We start from the raw sequence: 21,051 nt of genomic DNA on the forward strand, positions 1-21,051 counted from the left end.
GTTTAAAGAACATATTAAAGAGTCAGTTTATATGTTGGATAGTAGGTATTAGCACAGAAGACAGCCCAGACTGAGCAATTTAAGGTTCATCTAGTATTTAATTGAAGGCCTATTTTTTAAGGAAGGAGAACCTGTTTAAGGTTTTGATTATATCTTAAAGTATAGGCATTCACATAGAAAGGAGTATTGAAAAAGACTCCATGCCATTAGAAAGGGGGGAACAGGAACGAAGAGATATGAGGAGCCTCATTTCTCAATTCCATTAAACCTATGAACCTTAAGGATAAAAATCCATTTGATATGCCTTTTTTAATACAGAACTTCATAAAAGAAAGTCCATACCCTAAGCGGCCACGGCGAAAAAAAAGAGTAAGAAAAAAATTTCTTCAGCAGCATTACCGGGTATGAACATGGTCATAGTTAAGGATATTCTGGAAGAAAATGATAAATATTCAGAAGATGAAAGAGATTTTATTAGAGACGAACCGTTTGAGGACTTTGTAAACCAAGAAAGCGCCGAGAGGTTTCTTTTCACAGCGGAATCCTCTCCATATACTGACTACACAGATGTCGAAAAAAAAACTCTTATGAAAGAAGAAACAAATCACTATCACGGTCCGATAGATGAAAAACGATTGATGATCGAAACTGATACGGATGTTGAATATATACCGGAAGACGCACCATTATTAATGGGAGCTGACCCAGTTGACGTTGAACAAGAGTTGGAACACGAAAAGAGCGATTTCACGGAACTAGAGTTTAACGTGGACAGTGAGTGCTCAGAAGACGAAAAGTGCGCTCTGATTGAAGAGGAATCAGCTAAAGTTGAACAGGACCTCGAAGACGAAAAAAGCGATTTCCCCGAACTAGAGTTTAACGTGGACAGTGAGTGCTCTAAAGAAGAAAAGTGCGCTTTGATTGAAGAGGAGACAGCCGACGTTGAGCAGGACCTGGAAGACGAAAAAAGCCATTTCAATGAACTAGAGTTTAACATGGACGGTGAGTGCTCAGAAGAAGAAAAGTGCGCTTTGATTGAAGAGGAGACAGCCGACGTTGAACAAGACCTGGAAGACGAAAAGAGCGATTTCCCCGAACTAGAGTTTAACGTGGACAGTCAGTGCTCAGATGACGAAAAGTGCGCTTTGATTGAAGAAGAGTCAGCTAAAGTTGAACAGGACCTGGAAGACGAAAAAAGCCATTTCAATGAACTAGAGTTTAACGTGGACAGTCAGTGCTCAGATGACGAAAAGTGCGCTTTGATTGAAGAGGAGCCAGCCGAGGTTGAGCAGGACCTGGAACGCGAAAAGAGTGATTTCCCCGAACCAGAGTTTACCATGGATGCAGCCTCCTCAAAAGATGAAAAGTCGTTCATTACCGGAGCAGAGCCGGTAATTGATCACGGGAACCCAGAAGATGATGAGAATGATCTTTTCGAAGCACAGTTAAGGTTATTTGAAGCAGAACTTGAAGCCGATGAAGAATACGTACAAGAAGAAAGTAACCATTTTGTGCAAAAAGATTTGGTCAACGAAGACGAAGACGCAGAAAACAAAAATAAATTCGGTATAGATAAAGAGCCAGTACAAAATACAGAGATGCTGCAGAACTCTAATAATTTATTAATGGAACCAGAAGGATTTGAAGATAGTCCATTTTCGGGGAATCCTAACCATTCCCCTATCAAAACAGGAGACCCACCACATATTGATAATTATAGAAGACCCAAAATCGAGGTGCCGGTGTTAATTGCTCAGCCGGACATCGATGTAGATTTAGTAAGAAATATAGATATCCGTCAATCGATTGCATCCATTGTCGATGTGAATTGGCGTGTCCGCATTGGAACCAGTCAACTACTTATCTCTACCGGGCATTTTTTTGCCAAGGGCGTACTTATAGCTGACATTCAGTACACGACTAACGACGTTCCAGGAGATTTGAATATGATCACAGTGAATATCCCGTGGAAAAAAGTCATAAAAGTAGAGTTTTTATACCCACCTAATTTGCCTGTTGAATGTCACAAACGGGAATATAACTTCAAACCGAGTTATGATGAACAAGAAAGCATGATTCATCGCGAACAGATCATTTCTCATTCTGAACACTCGATATCCAATTTACGCCTGACACGAGTCGTCTCTACTGAGCATATACAATCAGAGAAACAAATATGTATCCAACTTAATGCCACGTTGTCTTTTAATATTTTACAATATCAACTCGTTGATGTTTGCAGTTAAGGATCGTTAACCATTAAAGGGGGAGTAAGTAAAATGTCTTCAACGCCATTTAACCCAGCTTCAACTACTCAGCCGGAATGCAAGAGCACACCTGTAGAACCAACCCATGTCAAAAGTGACGTTATCATTAAGGTCCCTGTCGTGTTAGCAGAACTGGATGTACAAATTGATATGCACGCGAGAATTGACTTTCCAATGGGGCAAAATGTTCTCGAGATTAAGAAAATAAAGAAACGTGTAAAAGTAACGCAGTGCCGTCTCTTATTGCCAACGAACAAACTTTTTATTGCTGGATTTGTCCGCAAGAATATCCAATACGCTGCGAATCCAATGGTTGAACTTCCGCCTACGCCATCAACCATGACTACTGAACTCTTATCGACTATAAACTCTTTAACCGTGGATGTTCCGTTCGAGTGCGTGACACCGATTCATAAGTTTTTAGCCAAACCTTTAATGCCCAAGTTCAATAAACGTAAAGAATTTGATTTCTTAGTTTCTAAACCTCTTAGTGGGGGCATTGGTTTCCCTGAAAAAGATGAGTTGATGTCTACCGACCTTTCACAATTCCATCAGGAAAGTAGTGAATTTTTCAACGAAATGGTATTCTGTGAATTAGTCAGCGCGGATATTACAGAATGGGATGAATCATTGAACCGTATGCCTATAACTGGAACGACTGGAATTACCAGAATAGAGGAAGGAACTTTTACACAACTCTCAGAGAAAATGATTCTAGAACTCACACTCAAAGTGCTGCAAAATCAGCAAGTTCGCGTCCCTGGAAATTTCTTTGAATGTGAGGAAGAATAACGTGCTGGGTAACGCTTCATGGCGGTGAAGCGTCCCCAACTATTATGTGAAAAAAATTAATGTACCATGGAATATTGTATGTTGAACAAGATAAAGGTGTCCTAGGATGACACCCAAATTTATAGTTGTGCTAACAATACCCAGTGTTCTCTGACAATGGGTATTTTCGCTTGTCTATATCGGAGTGCCCTTACGGAATGTTCCTGGTAGTAAGGGAGTGCGGTATGGACAAGAAACCAAGAGTCACTGTGTTCAATAAGCGTTAAGGCCGGAAACTACCAAAAAAGTTCATGACCTAGGTAAAGAGTCCAAGCTAATCAAACGGTGACGCAATATAGTAGGAATAAGAAAAAAACATAGACACGACTTTAGAAATGGAAAATTTCAAGAGATAGCATCACATTCGAAAGGAAAAATAAAATGAAAAAAAAACGATTGCCTCCAAAAAGAGGTATTCCAAGAAAGAAGGCTAACGGCAATTTAAAGCGCAGGGGAGGTTGCGTACTGGCACCTGCAAATGCACTTGTGCGCCGTCAAAAAGCAAGTGGGAATATAAAACGTCGAAAAGGTTCTGTACCTAAACTTGTAAACGCACTTGTACGTCATCAAAAGGCAAATAGGAATATAAAGCCTAGGAAAGGCTGCGTACTCGGACCTGTTAATGCACGAGTGCGCCGGCAAGAGGCATATCTGGTTCGGCAGAGAGCAGCAAAATTCCAACAGACTCTTCCGCTTATGAGGCATCCATGTAACGGCGATGAAAAATATTTCATAAATAAAATTGCGAACTATTCTAAAGGATTGCCACATAATTCATTGGGTGAAGTTAATCTGAAAGCATATCATGCTTGGATTCATTCGTTAAAGACAGCTAATCCAGACGATTTTGAGTCGATACCTTTAGGTGGGGTTGTTAAACTTAGCAATCCACAAGCCGCTTATGCCTTTGATCTGGCGGGCCCTGATAGCCATCACATTGGTATCGCTGCACCCCCTTCCTTCAGCAGCAACCGGGAAGCAGGGGAGATGGCTGAACTGTACTGGCAGGCGCTGACCCGTGATGTTCCATTCCTAGAATACGACAACAATCAGTTGATTCGGCAGGCTGCGGCTGATTTATCGACGTTTTCTATTTTCGCAGGACCAAAAGTCAAGGGAGTTGTAACCCCAGGTACCTTATTTCGCGGAATAACTCCCGGTGACCTTGTGGGTCCATATATCTCCCAGTTTCTGGCGAAGGATATTCCTTTTGGCGCAACCACAATTATCCAACAGTATCGCACCACAGTGGCTGGTGTTGACCATATGACTTCCTATCACGAATGGTTGAATATCCAAAACGGATTGGCCCCAACTACGAAAAATGTATTCGATCCTATCCCTCGTTATATCCGAAGTAATCGGGATTTAGGCGAATATGTTCATCGTGATTTTAATTATCAATCGATACTTTGTGCTTGTCTAATTCTTTTCAGCTTTGGAGATGCTGCACTAGACCCGGCCAATCCTTATCTGCGTTCACGAACGCAGGCAGGATTCATTACTTTTGGTGCCCCGCATATTCTCGATTTGGTAGCTAAGGCAGCCCGGGTAGCGTTAGAGGCCGCATGGTTTCAGAAATTTTTGGTCCATCGCAGGTTGAGGCCTGAAGAGTTTGGAGGGCGTGTGCATAACGTTTTAACGCGAGCTGCCAATTATCCCATTAATACAGAATTGCTTCATTCGCAGGCAATTTTGAACGTGTACAGCAAGTATCACACATATCTGCTGCCTCAGGCATATCCGGAAGGGTGCCCCACCCATCCTGCCTATCCTGCTGGCCATGCCTGCATGGTAGGAGCAGGGGTCACCATGCTGAAAGCATTTTTTAATGAATCGTATATGATTCAGAGTCCTGTTGTAGCAAGTTCCGATGGTCGCTCATTGCTTCCTTACACTGAATCTTCTTTAACGATAGGCGGAGAATTGAATAAACTTGCCTCTAACATCGCTCTTGGCCGGGATGCGGCTGGCGTTCACTGGCGCTCTGACGGTTACATTGGCCTAAAGATAGGTGAAGCAGTCGCTATCGGAATCATTCGGGATTACAGGGCGACTTACAATGAAAAATTTTTCGGGTTCTCTCTTACCAAATTTGATGGTACTACCATAAGAATATAACAGGAAATATCCTAATGTGAGGCAAATAAGCCACGCATTCCCCTTCCAAATTGATTTGGTGGGTGAGTTTCACTACCATGATAGAGGGTGGTCAAGTGTATTCAATTACCGTATCTGTGAGCAAGAGGGAACTTTACCTGTTGAAAGATGGCCAGGTCATCCGTACCTATCCCGTAGGTGTGGGCAAAATGGTGACCGCAACACCTACAGGGGTTTTTACGATTATCAATAAAGCACCCAACCCCGGGGGACCATTTGGTGCCATGTGGATGGGGCTGAGCCTCCCGCATTACGGAATCCATGGGACAAATGCTCCGTGGTCAATCGGCAAGTATGTCTCTAAAGGATGTATACGAATGTATAATGAAGATGTACTTGCGCTTTCGAAAATAGTTCCGATCGGAACCGTTGTAACGATTACCTCATAACATGGCCCGCGATGTTTTTCTCATTTATTTCCCTGAAATCATTCAGAGCAAGGGATAATAGGGCGGGGTGATTAAATCGCCCTGTTAAATCTTAAGGCTGGGAGGAAGAAAAATGACCGTTTATGAGGGAACGCATGTCTGGATATGGCAACCCTGGAACATCTACGGCGGTGATGTGAATCAGCTCATTACAGCGTGCAAACAGAGAGGAATAGATGGTGTTATTATTAAATTCGCGAATGGTTCGCTTGCCAATGATCAGGTAAGCCAGCGTTTTATGGATTATTTTAAGAAGTATGCAGGGCCGCTAAAGGCCGCTGGCATAACGGTGGGTGGCTGGATTTATCAATACCTAACCGATCCTTTGTGTGAAGTTGACGCCTGTACGCAGGCAATTGGAGCCGGGGCTGACTGGATCGTTTTCGATGCGGAAACTGAAATCAAAGGGAAAGGTGCACAGGTTACCCAATTCCTGCAAGCTTATCGGGCCAAACATCCCCATACCGTAACGGGCTTGTCATCTTTTGCGATTGCGGATTATCACACCGATGAAGTACCTTTTGCTGAATACGCCAAGTATGTTGATGTTCTTATGCCGCAAATTTATTGGGATGAGATGAAGTGGCCGGTTGAAGTGGCTTTTCTTTCATCTGTTACTTCCTACAAAAAATACAACAAACCTATTGCGCCTACAGGCCAGAGCTATCTCACAGCTAAACCTTCTGATATGGCTAAGTTTGTTCAGCTCTGTAAATCAAACGGTTTTAGACATGTTTCCTGGTGGGATTGGGATGAGGCCAGTCCTGAACAGTTAAATGCGATTGAGCAAAACCGAATACAGATCGTAAATTCAACACCGCAGCCTGTTCCAGAAGACTGGCGCATTCGGGAAATTAACGCAGCCCGAACCACTGGCATCTTTACAAGTGACCATAAACCGGGAGAGCCCGTAACGATTGAAGTTCTTGCCGCAGCTTTAAACAATCTTTACAAGCTAATCAAAGGGGGAAATAAAACATAATGATCGCTATGCAGCGTAATAGCTGATAGTGCGGACCATGCAGTGCTATCAAATGATGCCGTATGCAAAAAAGAGGCGGAAAAATCGCCAACTGTACGGCAACGATTTCCGCCTTTCAAAAACAGCTGTTCCCTTTTCTTGTCACTAGACAACCTGTAAAGAAGTGGACTTTTCCAATGTTGTCTTGCACTTCTGCTGCAGACGCTCGAGCTCCTTATTCACAAAAGCGTCAAATCCCATTTCTTTTACCCATGGCATATTCATCTGGACAAACGGATGTGAATAATATGTGGCCAGCTTTTCTAACAGTTGATCATCCAGTACGACAAGTTTCATCACGCGAATCAACCCCTTTATGAAATTATCCATTCAATTTTTAGCGGTCCCGTTGAAATTCAACAAAAAGCATGGATAGTGAAGGAGAGAATCATTCTGGCTAGTTATATAGTATGTAGGTTCGTGAGGTCCAGCTGTTGTCCGGGTGTAAAAGTTGTATTACCTTCTTACCACCTTTTTCTATATTTTTAACATATGCGGTGGTCGGTTTTTGGGTTACATTGTTTTATATTCTGTTTACTTTTGTTTTATACCATCTTTTCGACATATTAGACGAAAAATTCAAAAAATAATGCCGAGAACAATGCAATCAACACAATCCGGGAGGCGGCTGCAAGCTTGCCCCCCGAAAAATGTAAATCTTCTTCACTCGACTGCTTTGCCGGTTGTGCTCTGCAGAATCTCAAACCACTGCTGTCTGGAAAGCTGAATGTCTGCGGATTTGACGGCACTTCGAACTCGATCGATATTTCCGGAGCCTACAATAGGGATGATTCTAGCCGGGTGATTCAGCAGCCAGGCATACAATATCTGATCGATGGAATCAACCTGTAAATCCTTTGCGATTGCTTCTATTGTGCTGCGCAGACGGAGCCCTCTTTCATCAGATGCATGAAAGAATTTTCCGCCTTCAAGGGGCGACCACGCCATAGGCGGGATTCTTTTCTCAAGGCAGTGATCGATTGTCCCATTGGTAAAACTCTCAATCGCCATCACTGAAATTTCAATTTGATTGGTCACCAGAGGAAAACCGAGATACGATTGCAGCATGTTAAATTGAGAGGGCGTAAAATTTGAAACACCAAAATGTATCACTTTGCCTTCTTCTTTTAACTGGGTAAAGGCTTCCGCCACTTCTTCCGGATTCATATAGGGATCCGGTCTATGTATTAAAAGCAGGTCCAGATGGTCTGTCCGCAGATTCTTAAGTGATTGTTCAGCGGAAGTGACAATGTGCTCTTTACTTGTATCGTAGTATTTAATCTTATGTTCTGGATGCTTACTGGAAATAAGTTTGATGCCGCACTTAGACACAAGCTGAAGTTTGCTGCGCAGCGAAGGTTTTTGTGCTAGTGCCGTTCCGAAAAGATCTTCACAGCTGTAATTTCCATAGATGTCGGCATGGTCGAATGTTGTGATGCCCAACTCCAAGCATTCTTCTATAAAATGCAGCGTTGCATCTGCTGACATGTTCCACTCCGCTAATCTCCACATGCCATGGGTTAATCTGGAGAACTCCAGGTTTTCACTTAACTTAACTCGGTCCATTTTTTCACCTCTCTATTAATTAACAAAAAATCTTTGTATATAATTATACCTGAAAAGCAACCTGGCGTCGCTTCGACGGATTTCTCCATAAAAATTATCGAAAAGAACATAAAATAGGCGAACAAAGTTTTAAAAAACTATTAAAACTGCACGAATTGTAAGAGAAATAGTAGAGTAGCAGGTATAATAGAAGAATATTTGGCTCTAGTGAATGATTTACCTCTAAGTGAATTTTTTACCTCTGATAGAAACTATTACTAGAGTAATGCGTCTAATTATTTTAGCGGATAAAAAATGATACACGATTATCCATCAAACTAGGGCTCACCGCTTTTGTTAAACGATTGGTGCCAGCTAATTTTATAACTAGGCAAAAAGCCCGTATAACCGAAAGGGGGATGTGGGTACAAGTGCTTCTCACAATTGAGAAGGAATATGTACAAACATACGTATGATAAAAAAACTTTTATTAGGTGTAGCTGCTGCGGCTGTCATGGGCTCAAGTTCTTTGTTCTTTTTAAGCAATCAAAATGCTGCATATGCGGGGGGGATTTCCCAGAGTTATCCTTCCTATTCAGCTTATAAGGGACTTGAAAATAATAACTCCATTTTAGGACATGCTGTTGCGACTGAACAACAAATGCTCGCATTTGCGAGGTCGATAAATCCTAAATTTCTGGCTGATTTACCTAAACTATACTTAGAAACAGGCAATAGATACGGCATTAAAGGCGACATAGCTTTTTGTCAGATGATTAAAGAAACCGGGTATCAGCGGTATGGGGGAATCGTACAATCAAACCAATTCAATTTTGCTGGAATTGGTGCGGTTGGAAACAGTAAAACAAACAAGGGTAACTCTTTCCAAAATATGCAGCAGGGAGTGCTGGCTCATATCCAGCACTTATATGCGTATGCCAGTACGCATAGCCTCCCTGCCTCAGAGAAACTTGTGGACCCCAGATTTAAATATGTGACAAGAGGGATAGCACCTAATTGGAAGGACCTGAATGGCCGATGGGCTGTTCCAGGAAAAGGATATGGGGAAGATATCCTGCGTATTTACAATCAAATGCTTCAATTTTAATCCAACTATGGACGGGCTTATGCCCGTTTATTTTTTTAACCCCTTCTTAAAGATATTCAAACAAATATAAAAGTTTTTTGCCTGTATTTATATATTGGGAATAATAGAGCACAGAAACGAAAAAGCTACACGCAAGGCTATTTTTCTGGCCGACAACAAGATAAAGAAAGGACGGGAACATGTGCGACATGTAACGGCACTTCTTCTCAAATATATATTGGTAACCGCTATTCTTTATGTGATTCAAATGCTGCTGTTTAGAGAGAACGTTTGGAATATCATCGTATTAGGCTTTGTTGTTACAATCGTATCGTATATTGTGGGGGATCTTGGCATTTTGCCTATGTCAGGAAATATAACCGCATCCATTGCAGATTTTGCACTTTCGTATCTCACCATTTGGTTAACGGAGCGATATGTTTTTGCGAACTATGCGACACCGGCTTCTGTATTTTTAGTTTCCTCACTCATCCTGGCTGCCGGTGAATGGTATTTCCATGGATACATGCAGCGTAATATTCTTACAGAGGCGTAGTGCAAGCATGGCCAATGGCTCTTACCAAGCGTAAAGGGCCTTTTTTTATTTATCCTTAGTTTTTTAATCATCTCTTAATGCTTGTTCTTTAAAATGGAACTGTCTGTTATCGAGTAGAGGTATCGATTAAAGGGAGTTACCGGTATGATTAAAACCTATTTTTACAACCATTCCGAACAAAAAATGGAACATGATATGGATTTGCGCAACGTCCATGAATTTTTACGGTCGAACGAGGATCTGCTATGGATCGACCTATACAATGTCAGCAATCAAGAACTGCGAATGGTAGCTGACATTTTTAATTTTCACCCGCTTGCAATTGAAGATTGCCTGCATCATAGTCCCCGGGCGAAAATTGACAACTATGAGGATTACTATTTTTTTGTTTTTCATGCGCTTCGTTACCACGAAGAAAGCGATACAGAGATCACTACTGTAGAACTAAATGTGTTTGTCGGCCCGAATTATGTGGTTACGATCCATAAACGGCCCATGCTTTCCATTGGAAAGATCGCAAAAGTCAGCCTTAAAAGCAAAGACTACATGAATAAAGGTGCAGATTATCTGCTTTATTCGATCGTGGATGGGATTACAGATGAGTACTTTCCAATTCTGGATCGCATTAGTATTCGGATTGACGAGATAGAGGATGAAATGTATGACAATAGGATGGAAGAAGTTACCGAGGAGTTTCTGGCGCTCAAACGGACGCTTATCTTGATCAGGCGCGTAATTCTGCCGCAGAAAAGAATTTTCTCCCCAAGCTACGGACAGGATCCCTTTCCCATCCAGGAGCAGAATTTGCCGTTCTACATTGACTTGCAGGACCATCTGGAACGGATTGCGGATTCAACAGAGACATTTAAGGAACTGGTAAATAGCGCGCTGGACACCTACTACTCCATTGTGAGTGCCAAGACAACGGAAAAATTAAACATCCTTACCCTTATTTCCACCATCATGCTTCCTTTGACGTTTATCACTGGATTTTTCGGCATGAATGTTCCCATACCTTTCCAACATTCCGGTTATGAAACGCTTGCCATCACGTTTTTTATGATTGGGCTTGCGGTTTGGATGTGGTGGTACCTGCGAAAAAAATTTATGTAAAGCTTAAAGCGGAAGACCCGGAAACCATTCCGGGTCGTACCTAAGCGATGCTTCCCGTCTGCAGGGACGGATTGTCGGCGAGACAGTCCAACACCCACCCGTGTGCTTTTTCGTCATAGAGCAACTCCAGATGATTCAGCGGCAGGCAGGTTTGGGCACGGATTTGTTTGGGATTTGAAGCCATTTGCTCAAGAGCGAGAGCGCTTTCTACAAAAACCAGCCCATCGCTTGGAGCCGAAGATTCTCCTGGTATGACACCGAAATAATTGCGGGTGCCTGCCAGCGCATACAAGGAGATAGGCTCAGGCAGGGGGTGGCTGAGCAAACGTTCAATCAATGAGCCTCCCTCCTGAATCGCAAGGTCAATACCCCTGGAGTGAAAGTAAAAGTCCTGGCCGCCTTCGTATAAGGTCCTCGCGCTGCCCAGTACAGGATACTGGTCATCCCAGCGGTAAAGCAGTTGAGATTGGCCGGGAAAATTTCCGCCATCCCTGTAAAGAGACTGGTGGAGACAGTCAATAAAACGGCCGTAAAAATACAGGGAATCGCACGCCACAGGGGCGTTGATTTTCCTGTCCAGCACAAACCAGTTCGCCTGCAAATTACGAAAAGGAAAATCTACGCCTTTGTTTGGCGCTCCCAGCATAATAAACTTTCGGAGATTGTCCTCGTAACCTGCACCGTATGGCTCAAGAAGATTAGTGAGATACAGGCGCGCAGGCACCCCTCCTTTACTGTGGCATACGATGTCGACGCTGAGGGCATCTGTTATCTCCTGTATGCGGGAGAGGGCATTAGCGATCTGCAGCCCTTGAAGATAGTTATCACCATGAGAATGGGCGAAAGAGAGGGCGAACACCGGGATATCTGCTTCATATAGAGCATGAGCTAACCCAGCTGTTGCACCCGATCCAAGCCACGCCTTCTTCGCATAATGGCTGGCGCCATGTACAAGTAGCACCGGCGAATTATTTGCCCATTTTTTTCTTGGGATTTTGTAGTGCAGTAGGGCGTAGCGGGAATGCGGCGTTTTGGTTCCAAATTGGCTCACTAACTCTGCTTCATTATGAATACTTACAGGATTAAAGCGCTCCTGTGTAAATTCCGGCCGCTTCCCTTCCAGCAATTCTACTCTATCCCAATAGCTGCCTGTTACAAATTCTGCAGCAACGGTGTAAGATTTGTTTTTCTTCATGTCATCATCTCCAGTCCCGCTCCACTCACGCGCACGCTCAAGTCGAAGTAGACCGCCTGTTGTTTGCACTCTTCTTACTATATTTACCCCTACCGAAAAGAGTCCTATTCTACTTTTGTCAATCCCTTTTTAAAATAAGAAAAAGGGCTCATGGAATTGTAAGCGTAGTTAAGTGCTCTCATGCAAAATTCATTTTTCCTTCATGTATTCTCTATGTTTGTTTTATAAAATGGGCTTACAGTAAGAATGGGTAAGTTCTCGATGTATAGGGGGTTATATAGATGAGAATAACAGAGAGAAAACATGTCGCAATTTTGTCCCTTGTTCTGTTTATTATATGCGGAAGTTTGCTTAGCGGTTGTGTCAGATGGACGGATCCAAAGGTTTCAGCGGCTGAAAATGTAGAAATGCGTAAATTTCCCTATCCATACCGGTCGATGGTCGCATTTGCTTCTGATATTGATGGAACTACCCCACAGGAATTTGTCCAGTACCACCGTTTTTTAAATACCGAAGAAATGACACCGATGGGTCAGGGGTTGGGGCTTGACGTTGGGGACAGCTTTTTTATATACGATGCAACAGATGATACACATCCACACTATGTTGACTATCAAAAAGACACCGCACCTAAAGTGATGACATTTTTTAATGGGCTGGATATTCACAGTAAAAAAGATGCAGATATGATCGCTTATTACTGGAAAGCCGGATGGATTGACTCTATGCACGGTTACGGAGATTTTAATCATAGCAATAAGCGTCAGGCCCTTTGCACACGCCCGTATGCCAAAGCAGCGTGGGACGCACTGAAAGAAGAGGGAATCTCGCCTGATATTTGGATTAACCACGGAAATGAAGCGAACAAGCAAAATTTCGGCGCGTATAGCAAATTCGGTTTTGCGAGCTACCAGCAGGGAGATAATCCGGGTTCACCTTTTTATCATACCGATCTGCTGCTGCACAATGGTGTCCGCTATGTCTGGAACTCTAAAGGGGATTCAACCTTTGGTATGAACAGCGTGCTGTTCCCGATTGCGCTGCGGGACGGCCATAAAATTTGGGGTTTCCACCGCTATTCGGCTGATAAAAAGATAGGCTGGACATGGGGTCCCAACGCCATTTATCTGCAGTTAACGGACAATCGGCTACAGGATTTGGTCAACAAACAGCATCTTGTCGTGATTGCTCAGCACTTTGGCGGCGGCAATGGTGCGGTTCCTTTTAACAAAAAAAATGCAGATGCCTTTCGCCTGCTTGCTTCATATCAGAGAAAAGGGGATATCCTGGTGGCCAGAACGAGTCGCCTCCTTCACTATAACCGGGCACGCGATTTCTTAAAATATCATATCGTGCGCAATGGGGACTTGGTGAAGATCAACATTGACGGCATTCAAGACCCGATTTTTGGCTTCCAGCATGTTACAGTCGATGACGTAAGAGGAATCACTTTTTACGTCCCAGATCCAGGCAAAGCCTCCATTTTCATTGGAACAAAAGAATTGAAAGCCAGTGATATCGTGCGAAGTCCAGCTGACTTCACAGGAAGAAAGAGCGTCGGGATTGCCTGGTTTGCTCCTGTTACCTACGATTATACGAAGATGGCTCCTAAAGGATAGTAAGGAAACACCGTCCTAATTATTTTTCCCTTGGCCGGGAATAGTAACAAGGAAAGCACACTAGGAGGGACCTGTATGCATGATTATCTCCAGATTCAGAATACCGTTCAGATGATGCGAAATAGTGAGGATCAGAATGCTGCCATGCTAAGGGAAACTGCCCGGCAATTGGAACAGATGGCACAGCGGGAAAGCATGACGGCACTGCAGCTGCAGCAGCTGTATACAGCCTACATTCTTCTTTTTCAGGAAAATCAGCGATTAATGCAAGCCGTCACAAGCCAAAGCATGAGCCAGCAGACACCGTCCGCTGACCGGTTACCTCTAGCGACTACATGATCAAGGCTACTGGAATAGAAAAAAACGGGAAGCAGGATTGCCATCCCGTTTTTTTTTACATAATGGACAAATTATTCGTCCTCTTTATAAACCCGAAGGAAAGTTCTTATGGGATTTCTGGATTTTTGAGGAAAAGGGTGCGGCTGGAAGTAAGCTTGGGTGATGCCAGGCTTTTTTCTTTCATCGCGCAAAAAATAGGTCCTCTTTTTTTGAAAATGTGAAAGTATGACCTTCAAAAAGTCGCTGTAGTATGCGAAGATAGATACAGCAGAAACTGTAGGGAAGGAAGTTATACATATGAAAAAACAACCGTCACGTAAGAAGAGCAGGAAGCTGTTCTGGGTGATTGGGGGCGGAGCAGCTGCTCTAGTGCTTATAATGGTTTCAACTGCCATGATAATGAAGTGGAAATCGAATTCACAGGCGCAGGGATTATCTGCCAATAACGCACAGTCTTTCCCGGGTACAGGCAATCAAAGTAGTTCGGCAAGTGGACAAACATTAGATAACAGGGTTACGATGACTCCTATTGATAAAACAAAGGATCAGGCACAAACGGATGTAGCAATAAATAACAACAGCAACGCCTCCAGTTCTGGGAGCGATCAGAGCAACGGCGGATATGGGGCCGCCAGTTCCCAAAACTATAATGGAAATGCAGCGAATGCATCAGGCGCAAGCGGTCAGTCCGCAGCAAGTTCTGCGGCTGCGGGTACAGCTGCAACGGCGCAGGCCGGACAAGGGCTCGATGCAAACACAGTAAACCAACTGCGCAATTATGGAATCAGGCAGGGAGACCTGCAAAAAATTGATCAAATGGTAGCGGACGGGACGGATCCGAAGGAAATTGCAAAATCCCTGCGAGATAACGGAAATCAACATCTTGCCGCCATTATGGAAACTGTACCGCGCAGGCCCAAGAAAACTGTTCAAAAGGATTCAGGTGTAAACCAGAATACGGATAATCAAAGTAATTCAGCCAGTCAGAACGGTGCGGCCAGCGGACAGGGTAATAATGGAAATAACGGATATAACGGATATAACGGATACACAGGTAATCAAAAGAACCAGTAGGACGAGCGAAATTAAGGCCTACAAGTGAATACACGTTGAAGGGAAGGAAATGAATGCGTAAGTTTTTTAAAGAATGGAGTATGATACTTGTCACGGCTTTTATTTTGAGCACGGGGTTTAGAACGTATGTGGCTGAAGCGGTAAAGGTTCCAACCGGCTCCATGCTGCCCACTATTCACTTAGAAGATCGTCTAGTAGTAAACAAAATGTCAAATCCAGACAACTACAACTATGGTGACGTTGTTGTGTTTTATCCGCCTGTTCCAGGGGCGGAGAATGAACGCTATGTGAAGCGGCTTATCGGAAAAGGCGGCGATGTTATCCAAATTAAAGACCACGCTTTATACCGGAATGGACAGCTGATAAAGGAACCCTACATTAAAGAACCGATGAACTATGAATACGGACCAGTAACCGTTCCAAAAGGCAAGTTTTTCTTCTTAGGAGATAATCGCAACGACAGCTATGATTCACATCTGTGGCCCACACCTTTTGTAGATAAAAGTAAAATTTCAGGTAAGGTTGAAGCCACCTTCTTCCCATTTTCCGATATGCGGACTTTCTAGACAAAGGGCACTCGATAGTGTCCTTTTTTCAATGCTAAAAAACAACTTACGGACATAGACAGCCTATTTTCCTCATAACGTTGTATTACGGGACAACCAAAAGTGAGGAACGTGACGCAATGAAGATGCCGATAATTGTTAAGCAGCTGGCTTTCCGGACAGGGGCCATCTTTCTTGTTAAATCGATTGGCGCCCTTGCGCGGATTCCGCTTTTTCGGATGCTGGGACCAGAAGGGGTAGGCTTGTACCAGATGGCTTATGCCGTGTACGGACTGATTCTCACAGTTGCAACCGGCGGCATTCCCATGGCGCTCTCTCTTAGTACAGCCCGTAACCGACAACACGGGCTGGCTCTTTTTAAAACAGCGGCTTTTCTCGTTGTCATACTGGGTTTCATTTTCGGATGGGGGACATCGTATGCGGCTCCCTATCTGGCAAGCCTGCTGGGTGATCGGCGGCTGGCGGTGGCCATCCGCTGCTTGGCTCCCGCCGTTCTGGTGGTACCGCTGCTTATGCTTGTGCGCGGGGTTCTGCAAGGCATAGAAAAGTACGAGCAAATTGCGCTGTCTGAAATCATTGAACAGATTTTTCGCGTAATCGCAATGCTTGTCCTGGTGTTTCTCTTAATTCATAAGGGGACCGCTGCTGCGGTCGGTGGGGCGATGCTGGGTGCTTTTGCCGGAGCGGTGGCAGCGCTCGTATATTTAGTGGTCCTTCTTGGGATCTACGCTCGAAAAACAAACCAAGAAAAACAGTGGGCAGGGGAAGGGCAGGCTGCAAAAACCGGCTTGTTTGCACTTCTGTATGCTTCTACTGCTTTTCTTTTGACGAGGCTGATTGTCCCTGTCTCCGATTTTTTCGATGCACTGATAATCCCGCACAGGCTTCAGGATGGGGGGTTAACCGTTGCGCAGGCCACTTCGGTGTTTGGCATTGTTTCGGGCATGGCGGTCTCGCTCGTCTATATTCCCACCATTTTCTCTGCCGCATTATCGCATATCCTATCCTCTAAAATAACGCTGGATTACAAGCAAAAGAAGGAGACGCGATTTAGGCTGCAGTCCAGACATGCTTTGAAGGCCGTTTGGCTCTGGGGCTGGGCCTCTGCTTTTGTTTTCTTTTACTATGCGGATAAGCTATCCCTTCTTATATACGGAACGAGTACCGCCGCAAGCGCCATTCGATGGTTATGTCTTGGCACACTGTTTGCGGGAGTTCGTGAGCTTACCACAACGCTGCTGTGGGCTATCGATAGAAAAAAAGAGACGATTGTGGGGCTGCTCGCAGGAACCATTTGCTCGATTGTACTGGCCTATTTTCTAGTATGCATTCCCGGCTTTGGCATTTCTGGCATTTCGATTGCAACCCTGTCTGTTGATCTGGTCGCCGCCCTCTGGAATATTCACTGTATCTTAAAAGAGCACAGAGCCATTTTTCCGCTGGGTTTCTTTGTGAAAGAACCGTTTTTTCTGATGGTTTTTGCTGTTATTTGCCTTTTTCTGGCCAGTACAATCCCGGTTGTCGTCCATGCCAGTATGTACGCTGAATGGGCGGTGGAAATCGGTTTGTGTTCTATTCTGCTTGGAGCTTATATTTTCCTGAGATTCTGGTCTACAAAAGAAGGATAGGAGAAAATCTCCTATCCCTGGGTTACTTAATGGTACCGGACAGCCAGGCTGTAATCCGCTTATTGATACCTTCTTCCGATTCATCCGGCAGCACTTCATCGTGAACCACCATGTCATAAAGACGTTCCAGCGGTTCGCGGGGATCTTCTTTTTTAAACTTCTTGTCTAGCAGCTTCTGCCAGACCAGCTGCACAAATTCTTTGCGGTCAATGCCCTGTTTGGCGAAGTAGGCATTCAACTGTTCTACATCACCGAGAAAATTAGTGGTGAATCTTTCTTCCAGATTCCCGCGGAGAAGCGCGATTTCCACTTCATACATCGGGGACTGGTCTTCTTTGTTTTTGCCGATCCAGGGTGTCTCAAGGATAACCGGTTTATCCCTGGCGGCCTCGTGATGTACAATGTAGTTAATGGCATCAAAGCCAATCAGTCCGGAGCCTACAGGCGCATGCCTGTCCTTGGCGGCACCGCGAAAATTTTTGCTGTCGTTGATGTGGAAAACTGCCAGCCGGTCAAGCCCGACAACCCGGTCAAACTGCTCCATGACCCCATCAAAGTCGTAGACGACATCGTAGCCCGCATCATGCGTGTGGCAGGTGTCAAAACAAACCGTTAGCTTCTCATTGAGCTCCACTTTTTCAATAATAGAGGCAAGCTCCTCAAACGTGCGGCCCATCTCTGAACCCTTGCCGGCCATCGTCTCCAAGGCGATGTTTGTCTTTTGTCCGGAATGGAGCACTTCATTGAGCCCTTCGGCAATCCGGTTGATCCCATATTCAGCGTCCTTCTCGGTAAAAGCGCCAGGATGGAGCACAATATTTTTAACCCCGATGAATTCAGCCCGTTCGATTTCCTGGCGCAGAAAGGATACCGCAAGTTCGAAGGTATGATTCTTAAAAGAAGCCAGATTAATAATATAAGGGGCGTGCACAACAATATCGTCAATGCCGTGCTCACGCATAACCTTGAGCCCTTCTTCTACATACTGCTGTTCCATTGGTTTGCGCCGGGTATTTTGCGGGGCGCCGGTATAAATCATAAAAGAAGTGGAGCCATAGCTCACCGCTTCTTGAACTGCGTTTAATAGTCCCTTTTTCGAAAAAGAGACATGCGATCCTATTTTCATCTCACTAATCACTCCTCGGATTTATTGTATCAGAAAATGAGCGAAAGCATGAACCGATATACGCAGGCGGCTCTCAGGTGGTAAACCATAAAACTAGGTGCTATACTCGGATTAAAGGAAAGGATGTCGAGGTGACCGCTATGAAAGCAAAAGTTGCAAATAATATTTATGAACTAATCGGGGAAACACCGATTGTTAAACTGAACAGACTTCCCGGACCGGAAGATGCAGAGGTCTATATAAAGTTAGAAAAATTCAACCCGAGCGGCAGTGTTAAGGATCGGGCTGCTTATAACATGATTGTGGAAGCTGAGAAAGAGGGAAAGCTTCGCCGGGGTTCAACTATTATTGAGCCAACCAGCGGAAATACAGGTATCGGGCTTGCAATGAATGCAGCGGCGCGTGGGTACCGGTGCATTCTGGTTATGCCGGATAATATGACAAAAGAGCGGATCAGCATTCTGAAAGCATACGGTGCCGATGTTGTTCTGACACCCGCAGATGAAAAAATGCCCGGATCCATTCACAAAGCGGAAGAGCTTGCTGCCGAAATTCCGGGAAGCTATATCCCCATGCAGTTTGAAAACGAAAGTAATTCGGACATCCACCGCCGTACAACCGCCCTTGAAATTCTTCAGCAGATGGACGGAAAGCTCGATGCATTTGTTGCCACGGCAGGGACGGGCGGAACGATTACCGGAACAGGCGAAGTACTCAAAGATAGGCTGCCGAATCTTCGGGTGCTCGTAGTAGAGCCAGCAGGCTCGCCGGTCCTGTCAGGCGGAAAACCAGGTCCGCATAAACTGGTAGGCACAAGCCCCGGATTTATTCCACCCATCTTAAATCAACAGGTATACGACGAAATCATTCAGTGTGAGGACGAAGATGCCCTGCAGACGATGCGGGATCTAGCTGCCAAGGAGGGGATTCTGGTCGGTCCTTCATCAGGCGGCGCTGTCTATGCGGCACTGCAGGAAGCAAAACGGCTGGGACGGGGAAAGAAGGTCCTAGCCATTACGGCAGACTCAGGAGAACGGTACTTGAGCATGAATATTTTTCAGTAGCTAACAAAGTATAACTTTATTAGCTACATAAGAACAACTAAGGGAATCGCCTGTGCCTGCGGCTTGGCGATGGTCAAGTCTTCTTTAGTGAAATTTATAAACAATGACAGCAAAGAGAAAAGGAATGTTCGTCTTTTCTCTTTTTTTAGGCCAATTTTATCGGTTTGCCAAAAAAAGATACACGTTTTCCTGCTTTTTTTGATAAATTTTGAAAACCTGTCTTTTCATTTCGTTGATTTAGATGTAGGATAGTTACAACGTTTTTGTTTTGAAAAAGATAAGGAGTGTGAGAAAAGCATGATTCAGCAAATAAAACGTGCTTATAATTTTAATGCGGGTCCTTCAGCGCTACCTCTGTCCGTCCTGGAACAGGCCCAAAAGGAACTGGTCGATTTTCAGGGTACCGGAATGTCCGTTATGGAACTCAGCCACCGCAGCGCCGCGTATGACAAGGTACACAATGAAGCGATTACACTTATAAAGGAATTGCTTAACATACCGGAAGATTACCATGTTTTGTTCCTGCAGGGCGGTGCGAGCACACAGTTTGCGATGGTTCCGATGAATTTTCTGCCTGCGGGAAAGAAGGCAGGATATGTGATCACTGGATCGTGGTCCGAGAAGGCACAAAAAGAAGCCAAATTAATCGGAGATACATACGAGGCGGCTTCCACAAAAGATACCAATTATAACCGTATTCCTTCTATAGAAGAGTTGTCCATAGAGAAAGATTCAGCATATCTGCACATTACGTCAAACAACACCATTTTTGGCACACAGTGGTCTGAATTTCCGGATACCGGGGATATTCCGCTTATCGCGGATATGTCAAGTGATATTCTCTCCCACTCGTTTGATGCGAGCAAGTTTGCCCTGATTTATGCCGGCGCGCAAAAAAATCTCGGACCATCCGGGGTAACGGTTGCCATTCTGCGCCCGGATGTGCTGGAGCAGGCATCTGATAACGTGCCGACTATGCTTCGCTATGATACACATAGTAAAAACAATTCCCTTTACAATACCCCGCCAACATTCGGCATCTATATGCTCGGGCTTGTGATGAAATGGGCGAAACAGCAAGGCGGACTTGCTGCGCTAGAAAAAATGAACCGGGATAAAGCGGGCGTTATTTATGAAGCCATTGATGGAAGCCAGGGCTTCTACAAAGGCCACGCTGAGCCTGACAGCCGTTCTTTGATGAACATCACCTTTACACTTCAGAACAAAGAACTTGAACAGAAGTTTCTCGGTGAAGCGAAAAACGCCGGATTTGTTGGGCTAAACGGACACCGTTCCGTTGGCGGATGCCGCGCTTCCGCATATAACGCAGTGCCTTATGAAACATGCAAAGCGCTCGCTGAATTCATGCGCAACTTCCAGAAAAACAACGGCTAGACAGAAAAAGGGCTCCCTCCGAATAGGAGCCCTTTTT

Annotated in this window: 19 protein-coding genes; 15 read left to right on the forward strand and 4 right to left on the reverse strand. The window is 44.5% G+C overall.

The genetic code is table 11. The features are described from left to right. The first annotated feature begins 404 nt into the window (after positions 1–404). The 5 genes from PP175_RS09860 to PP175_RS09880 all read left to right on the forward strand — a co-directional run bounded on the left by PP175_RS09860 (position 405) and on the right by PP175_RS09880 (position 6,668). Complete coding sequence (locus tag PP175_RS09860; protein WP_272442577.1) at positions 405–2,246, forward strand: hypothetical protein; 1,842 nt, start codon at positions 405–407, stop codon at positions 2,244–2,246. Between the two features lie 33 nt (positions 2,247–2,279). Then, the gene (locus PP175_RS09865; protein WP_272442578.1) at positions 2,280–3,059 is read left to right on the forward strand and encodes a CsxC family protein; all 780 of its coding nucleotides are present in this window, start codon (positions 2,280–2,282) and stop codon (positions 3,057–3,059) included. A 420-nt stretch (positions 3,060–3,479) separates the two neighbouring features. After that, complete coding sequence (locus PP175_RS09870; RefSeq protein ID WP_272442579.1) at positions 3,480–5,219, forward strand: vanadium-dependent haloperoxidase; 1,740 nt, start codon at positions 3,480–3,482, stop codon at positions 5,217–5,219. Between the two features lie 77 nt (positions 5,220–5,296). Continuing rightward, positions 5,297–5,647, forward strand: coding sequence for a L,D-transpeptidase (locus PP175_RS09875; protein WP_272442580.1), 351 nt, complete (start codon positions 5,297–5,299; stop codon positions 5,645–5,647). 112 nt (positions 5,648–5,759) lie between these two features. Next, positions 5,760–6,668 (forward strand): hypothetical protein, encoded by a 909-nt coding sequence (locus PP175_RS09880; RefSeq protein WP_272442581.1) that lies wholly within the window; start codon positions 5,760–5,762, stop codon positions 6,666–6,668. A gap of 144 nt (positions 6,669–6,812) precedes the next feature. On the opposite strand, the gene PP175_RS09885 is transcribed toward PP175_RS09880, so the two are convergent. Both PP175_RS09885 and PP175_RS09890 read right to left on the reverse strand, forming a co-directional pair. Then, positions 6,813–7,007 carry a hypothetical protein gene (locus tag PP175_RS09885; protein ID WP_272442582.1) on the reverse strand — a complete coding sequence of 65 codons (195 nt, stop codon included), beginning with the start codon at positions 7,005–7,007 and terminating at the stop codon, positions 6,813–6,815. 363 nt (positions 7,008–7,370) lie between these two features. Beyond that, positions 7,371–8,273, reverse strand: coding sequence for an aldo/keto reductase (locus PP175_RS09890; protein ID WP_272442583.1), 903 nt, complete (start codon positions 8,271–8,273; stop codon positions 7,371–7,373). Positions 8,274–8,724: 451 nt separating this feature from the next. Here PP175_RS09890 and PP175_RS09895 point away from each other — a divergent pair, with 451 nt between their 5' ends. The 3 genes from PP175_RS09895 to PP175_RS09905 all read left to right on the forward strand — a co-directional run bounded on the left by PP175_RS09895 (position 8,725) and on the right by PP175_RS09905 (position 11,008). After that, the gene (locus tag PP175_RS09895) at positions 8,725–9,360 is read left to right on the forward strand and encodes a glucosaminidase domain-containing protein (RefSeq protein ID WP_272442584.1); all 636 of its coding nucleotides are present in this window, start codon (positions 8,725–8,727) and stop codon (positions 9,358–9,360) included. Between the two features lie 181 nt (positions 9,361–9,541). Then, positions 9,542–9,895: a DUF2512 family protein gene (locus PP175_RS09900; RefSeq protein WP_272442585.1), complete on the forward strand. Its 354-nt coding sequence runs from the start codon at positions 9,542–9,544 to the stop codon at positions 9,893–9,895. Between the two features lie 144 nt (positions 9,896–10,039). Further along, on the forward strand, positions 10,040–11,008 hold the full coding sequence (locus PP175_RS09905; RefSeq protein ID WP_272442586.1) for a magnesium transporter CorA family protein: 969 nt from the start codon (positions 10,040–10,042) through the stop codon (positions 11,006–11,008). Positions 11,009–11,048: 40 nt separating this feature from the next. On the opposite strand, the gene PP175_RS09910 is transcribed toward PP175_RS09905, so the two are convergent. Beyond that, the gene (locus tag PP175_RS09910) at positions 11,049–12,203 is read right to left on the reverse strand and encodes an esterase/lipase family protein (RefSeq protein WP_272442587.1); all 1,155 of its coding nucleotides are present in this window, start codon (positions 12,201–12,203) and stop codon (positions 11,049–11,051) included. A 281-nt stretch (positions 12,204–12,484) separates the two neighbouring features. On the opposite strand from PP175_RS09910, the gene PP175_RS09915 reads away from it, so the two are divergent. The 5 genes from PP175_RS09915 to PP175_RS09935 all read left to right on the forward strand — a co-directional run bounded on the left by PP175_RS09915 (position 12,485) and on the right by PP175_RS09935 (position 17,429). Then, a complete protein-coding gene (locus PP175_RS09915) occupies positions 12,485–13,822 on the forward strand; it encodes a hypothetical protein (protein WP_272442588.1) in 1,338 nt (445 codons plus the stop codon). A gap of 75 nt (positions 13,823–13,897) precedes the next feature. Beyond that, positions 13,898–14,161, forward strand: a complete 264-nt coding sequence (locus tag PP175_RS09920; protein ID WP_272442589.1) for a hypothetical protein — start codon at positions 13,898–13,900, stop codon at positions 14,159–14,161. A 297-nt stretch (positions 14,162–14,458) separates the two neighbouring features. Next, on the forward strand, positions 14,459–15,235 hold the full coding sequence (locus PP175_RS09925; RefSeq protein WP_272442590.1) for a hypothetical protein: 777 nt from the start codon (positions 14,459–14,461) through the stop codon (positions 15,233–15,235). A 53-nt stretch (positions 15,236–15,288) separates the two neighbouring features. Further along, the gene (gene lepB, locus PP175_RS09930) at positions 15,289–15,801 is read left to right on the forward strand and encodes a signal peptidase I (RefSeq protein WP_272442591.1); all 513 of its coding nucleotides are present in this window, start codon (positions 15,289–15,291) and stop codon (positions 15,799–15,801) included. Between the two features lie 119 nt (positions 15,802–15,920). Further along, entirely contained in the window at positions 15,921–17,429 is a 1,509-nt protein-coding gene (locus tag PP175_RS09935) for a polysaccharide biosynthesis protein (RefSeq protein WP_272442592.1), read from the forward strand. A gap of 22 nt (positions 17,430–17,451) precedes the next feature. On the opposite strand, the gene PP175_RS09940 is transcribed toward PP175_RS09935, so the two are convergent. After that, positions 17,452–18,555, reverse strand: a complete 1,104-nt coding sequence (locus PP175_RS09940; RefSeq protein ID WP_272442593.1) for a deoxyribonuclease IV — start codon at positions 18,553–18,555, stop codon at positions 17,452–17,454. A gap of 140 nt (positions 18,556–18,695) precedes the next feature. On the opposite strand from PP175_RS09940, the gene cysK reads away from it, so the two are divergent. Beyond that, positions 18,696–19,619, forward strand: coding sequence for a cysteine synthase A (gene cysK / locus PP175_RS09945; RefSeq protein ID WP_272442594.1), 924 nt, complete (start codon positions 18,696–18,698; stop codon positions 19,617–19,619). Between the two features lie 297 nt (positions 19,620–19,916). After that, entirely contained in the window at positions 19,917–21,014 is a 1,098-nt protein-coding gene (gene serC, locus PP175_RS09950; RefSeq protein WP_272442595.1) for a 3-phosphoserine/phosphohydroxythreonine transaminase, read from the forward strand. The last annotated feature ends 37 nt before the right edge of the window (positions 21,015–21,051 follow it).

It is taken from the genome of Aneurinibacillus sp. Ricciae_BoGa-3 (genome assembly GCF_028421645.1).
Taxonomy (GTDB): Bacteria; Bacillota; Bacilli; order Aneurinibacillales; family Aneurinibacillaceae; genus Aneurinibacillus_B.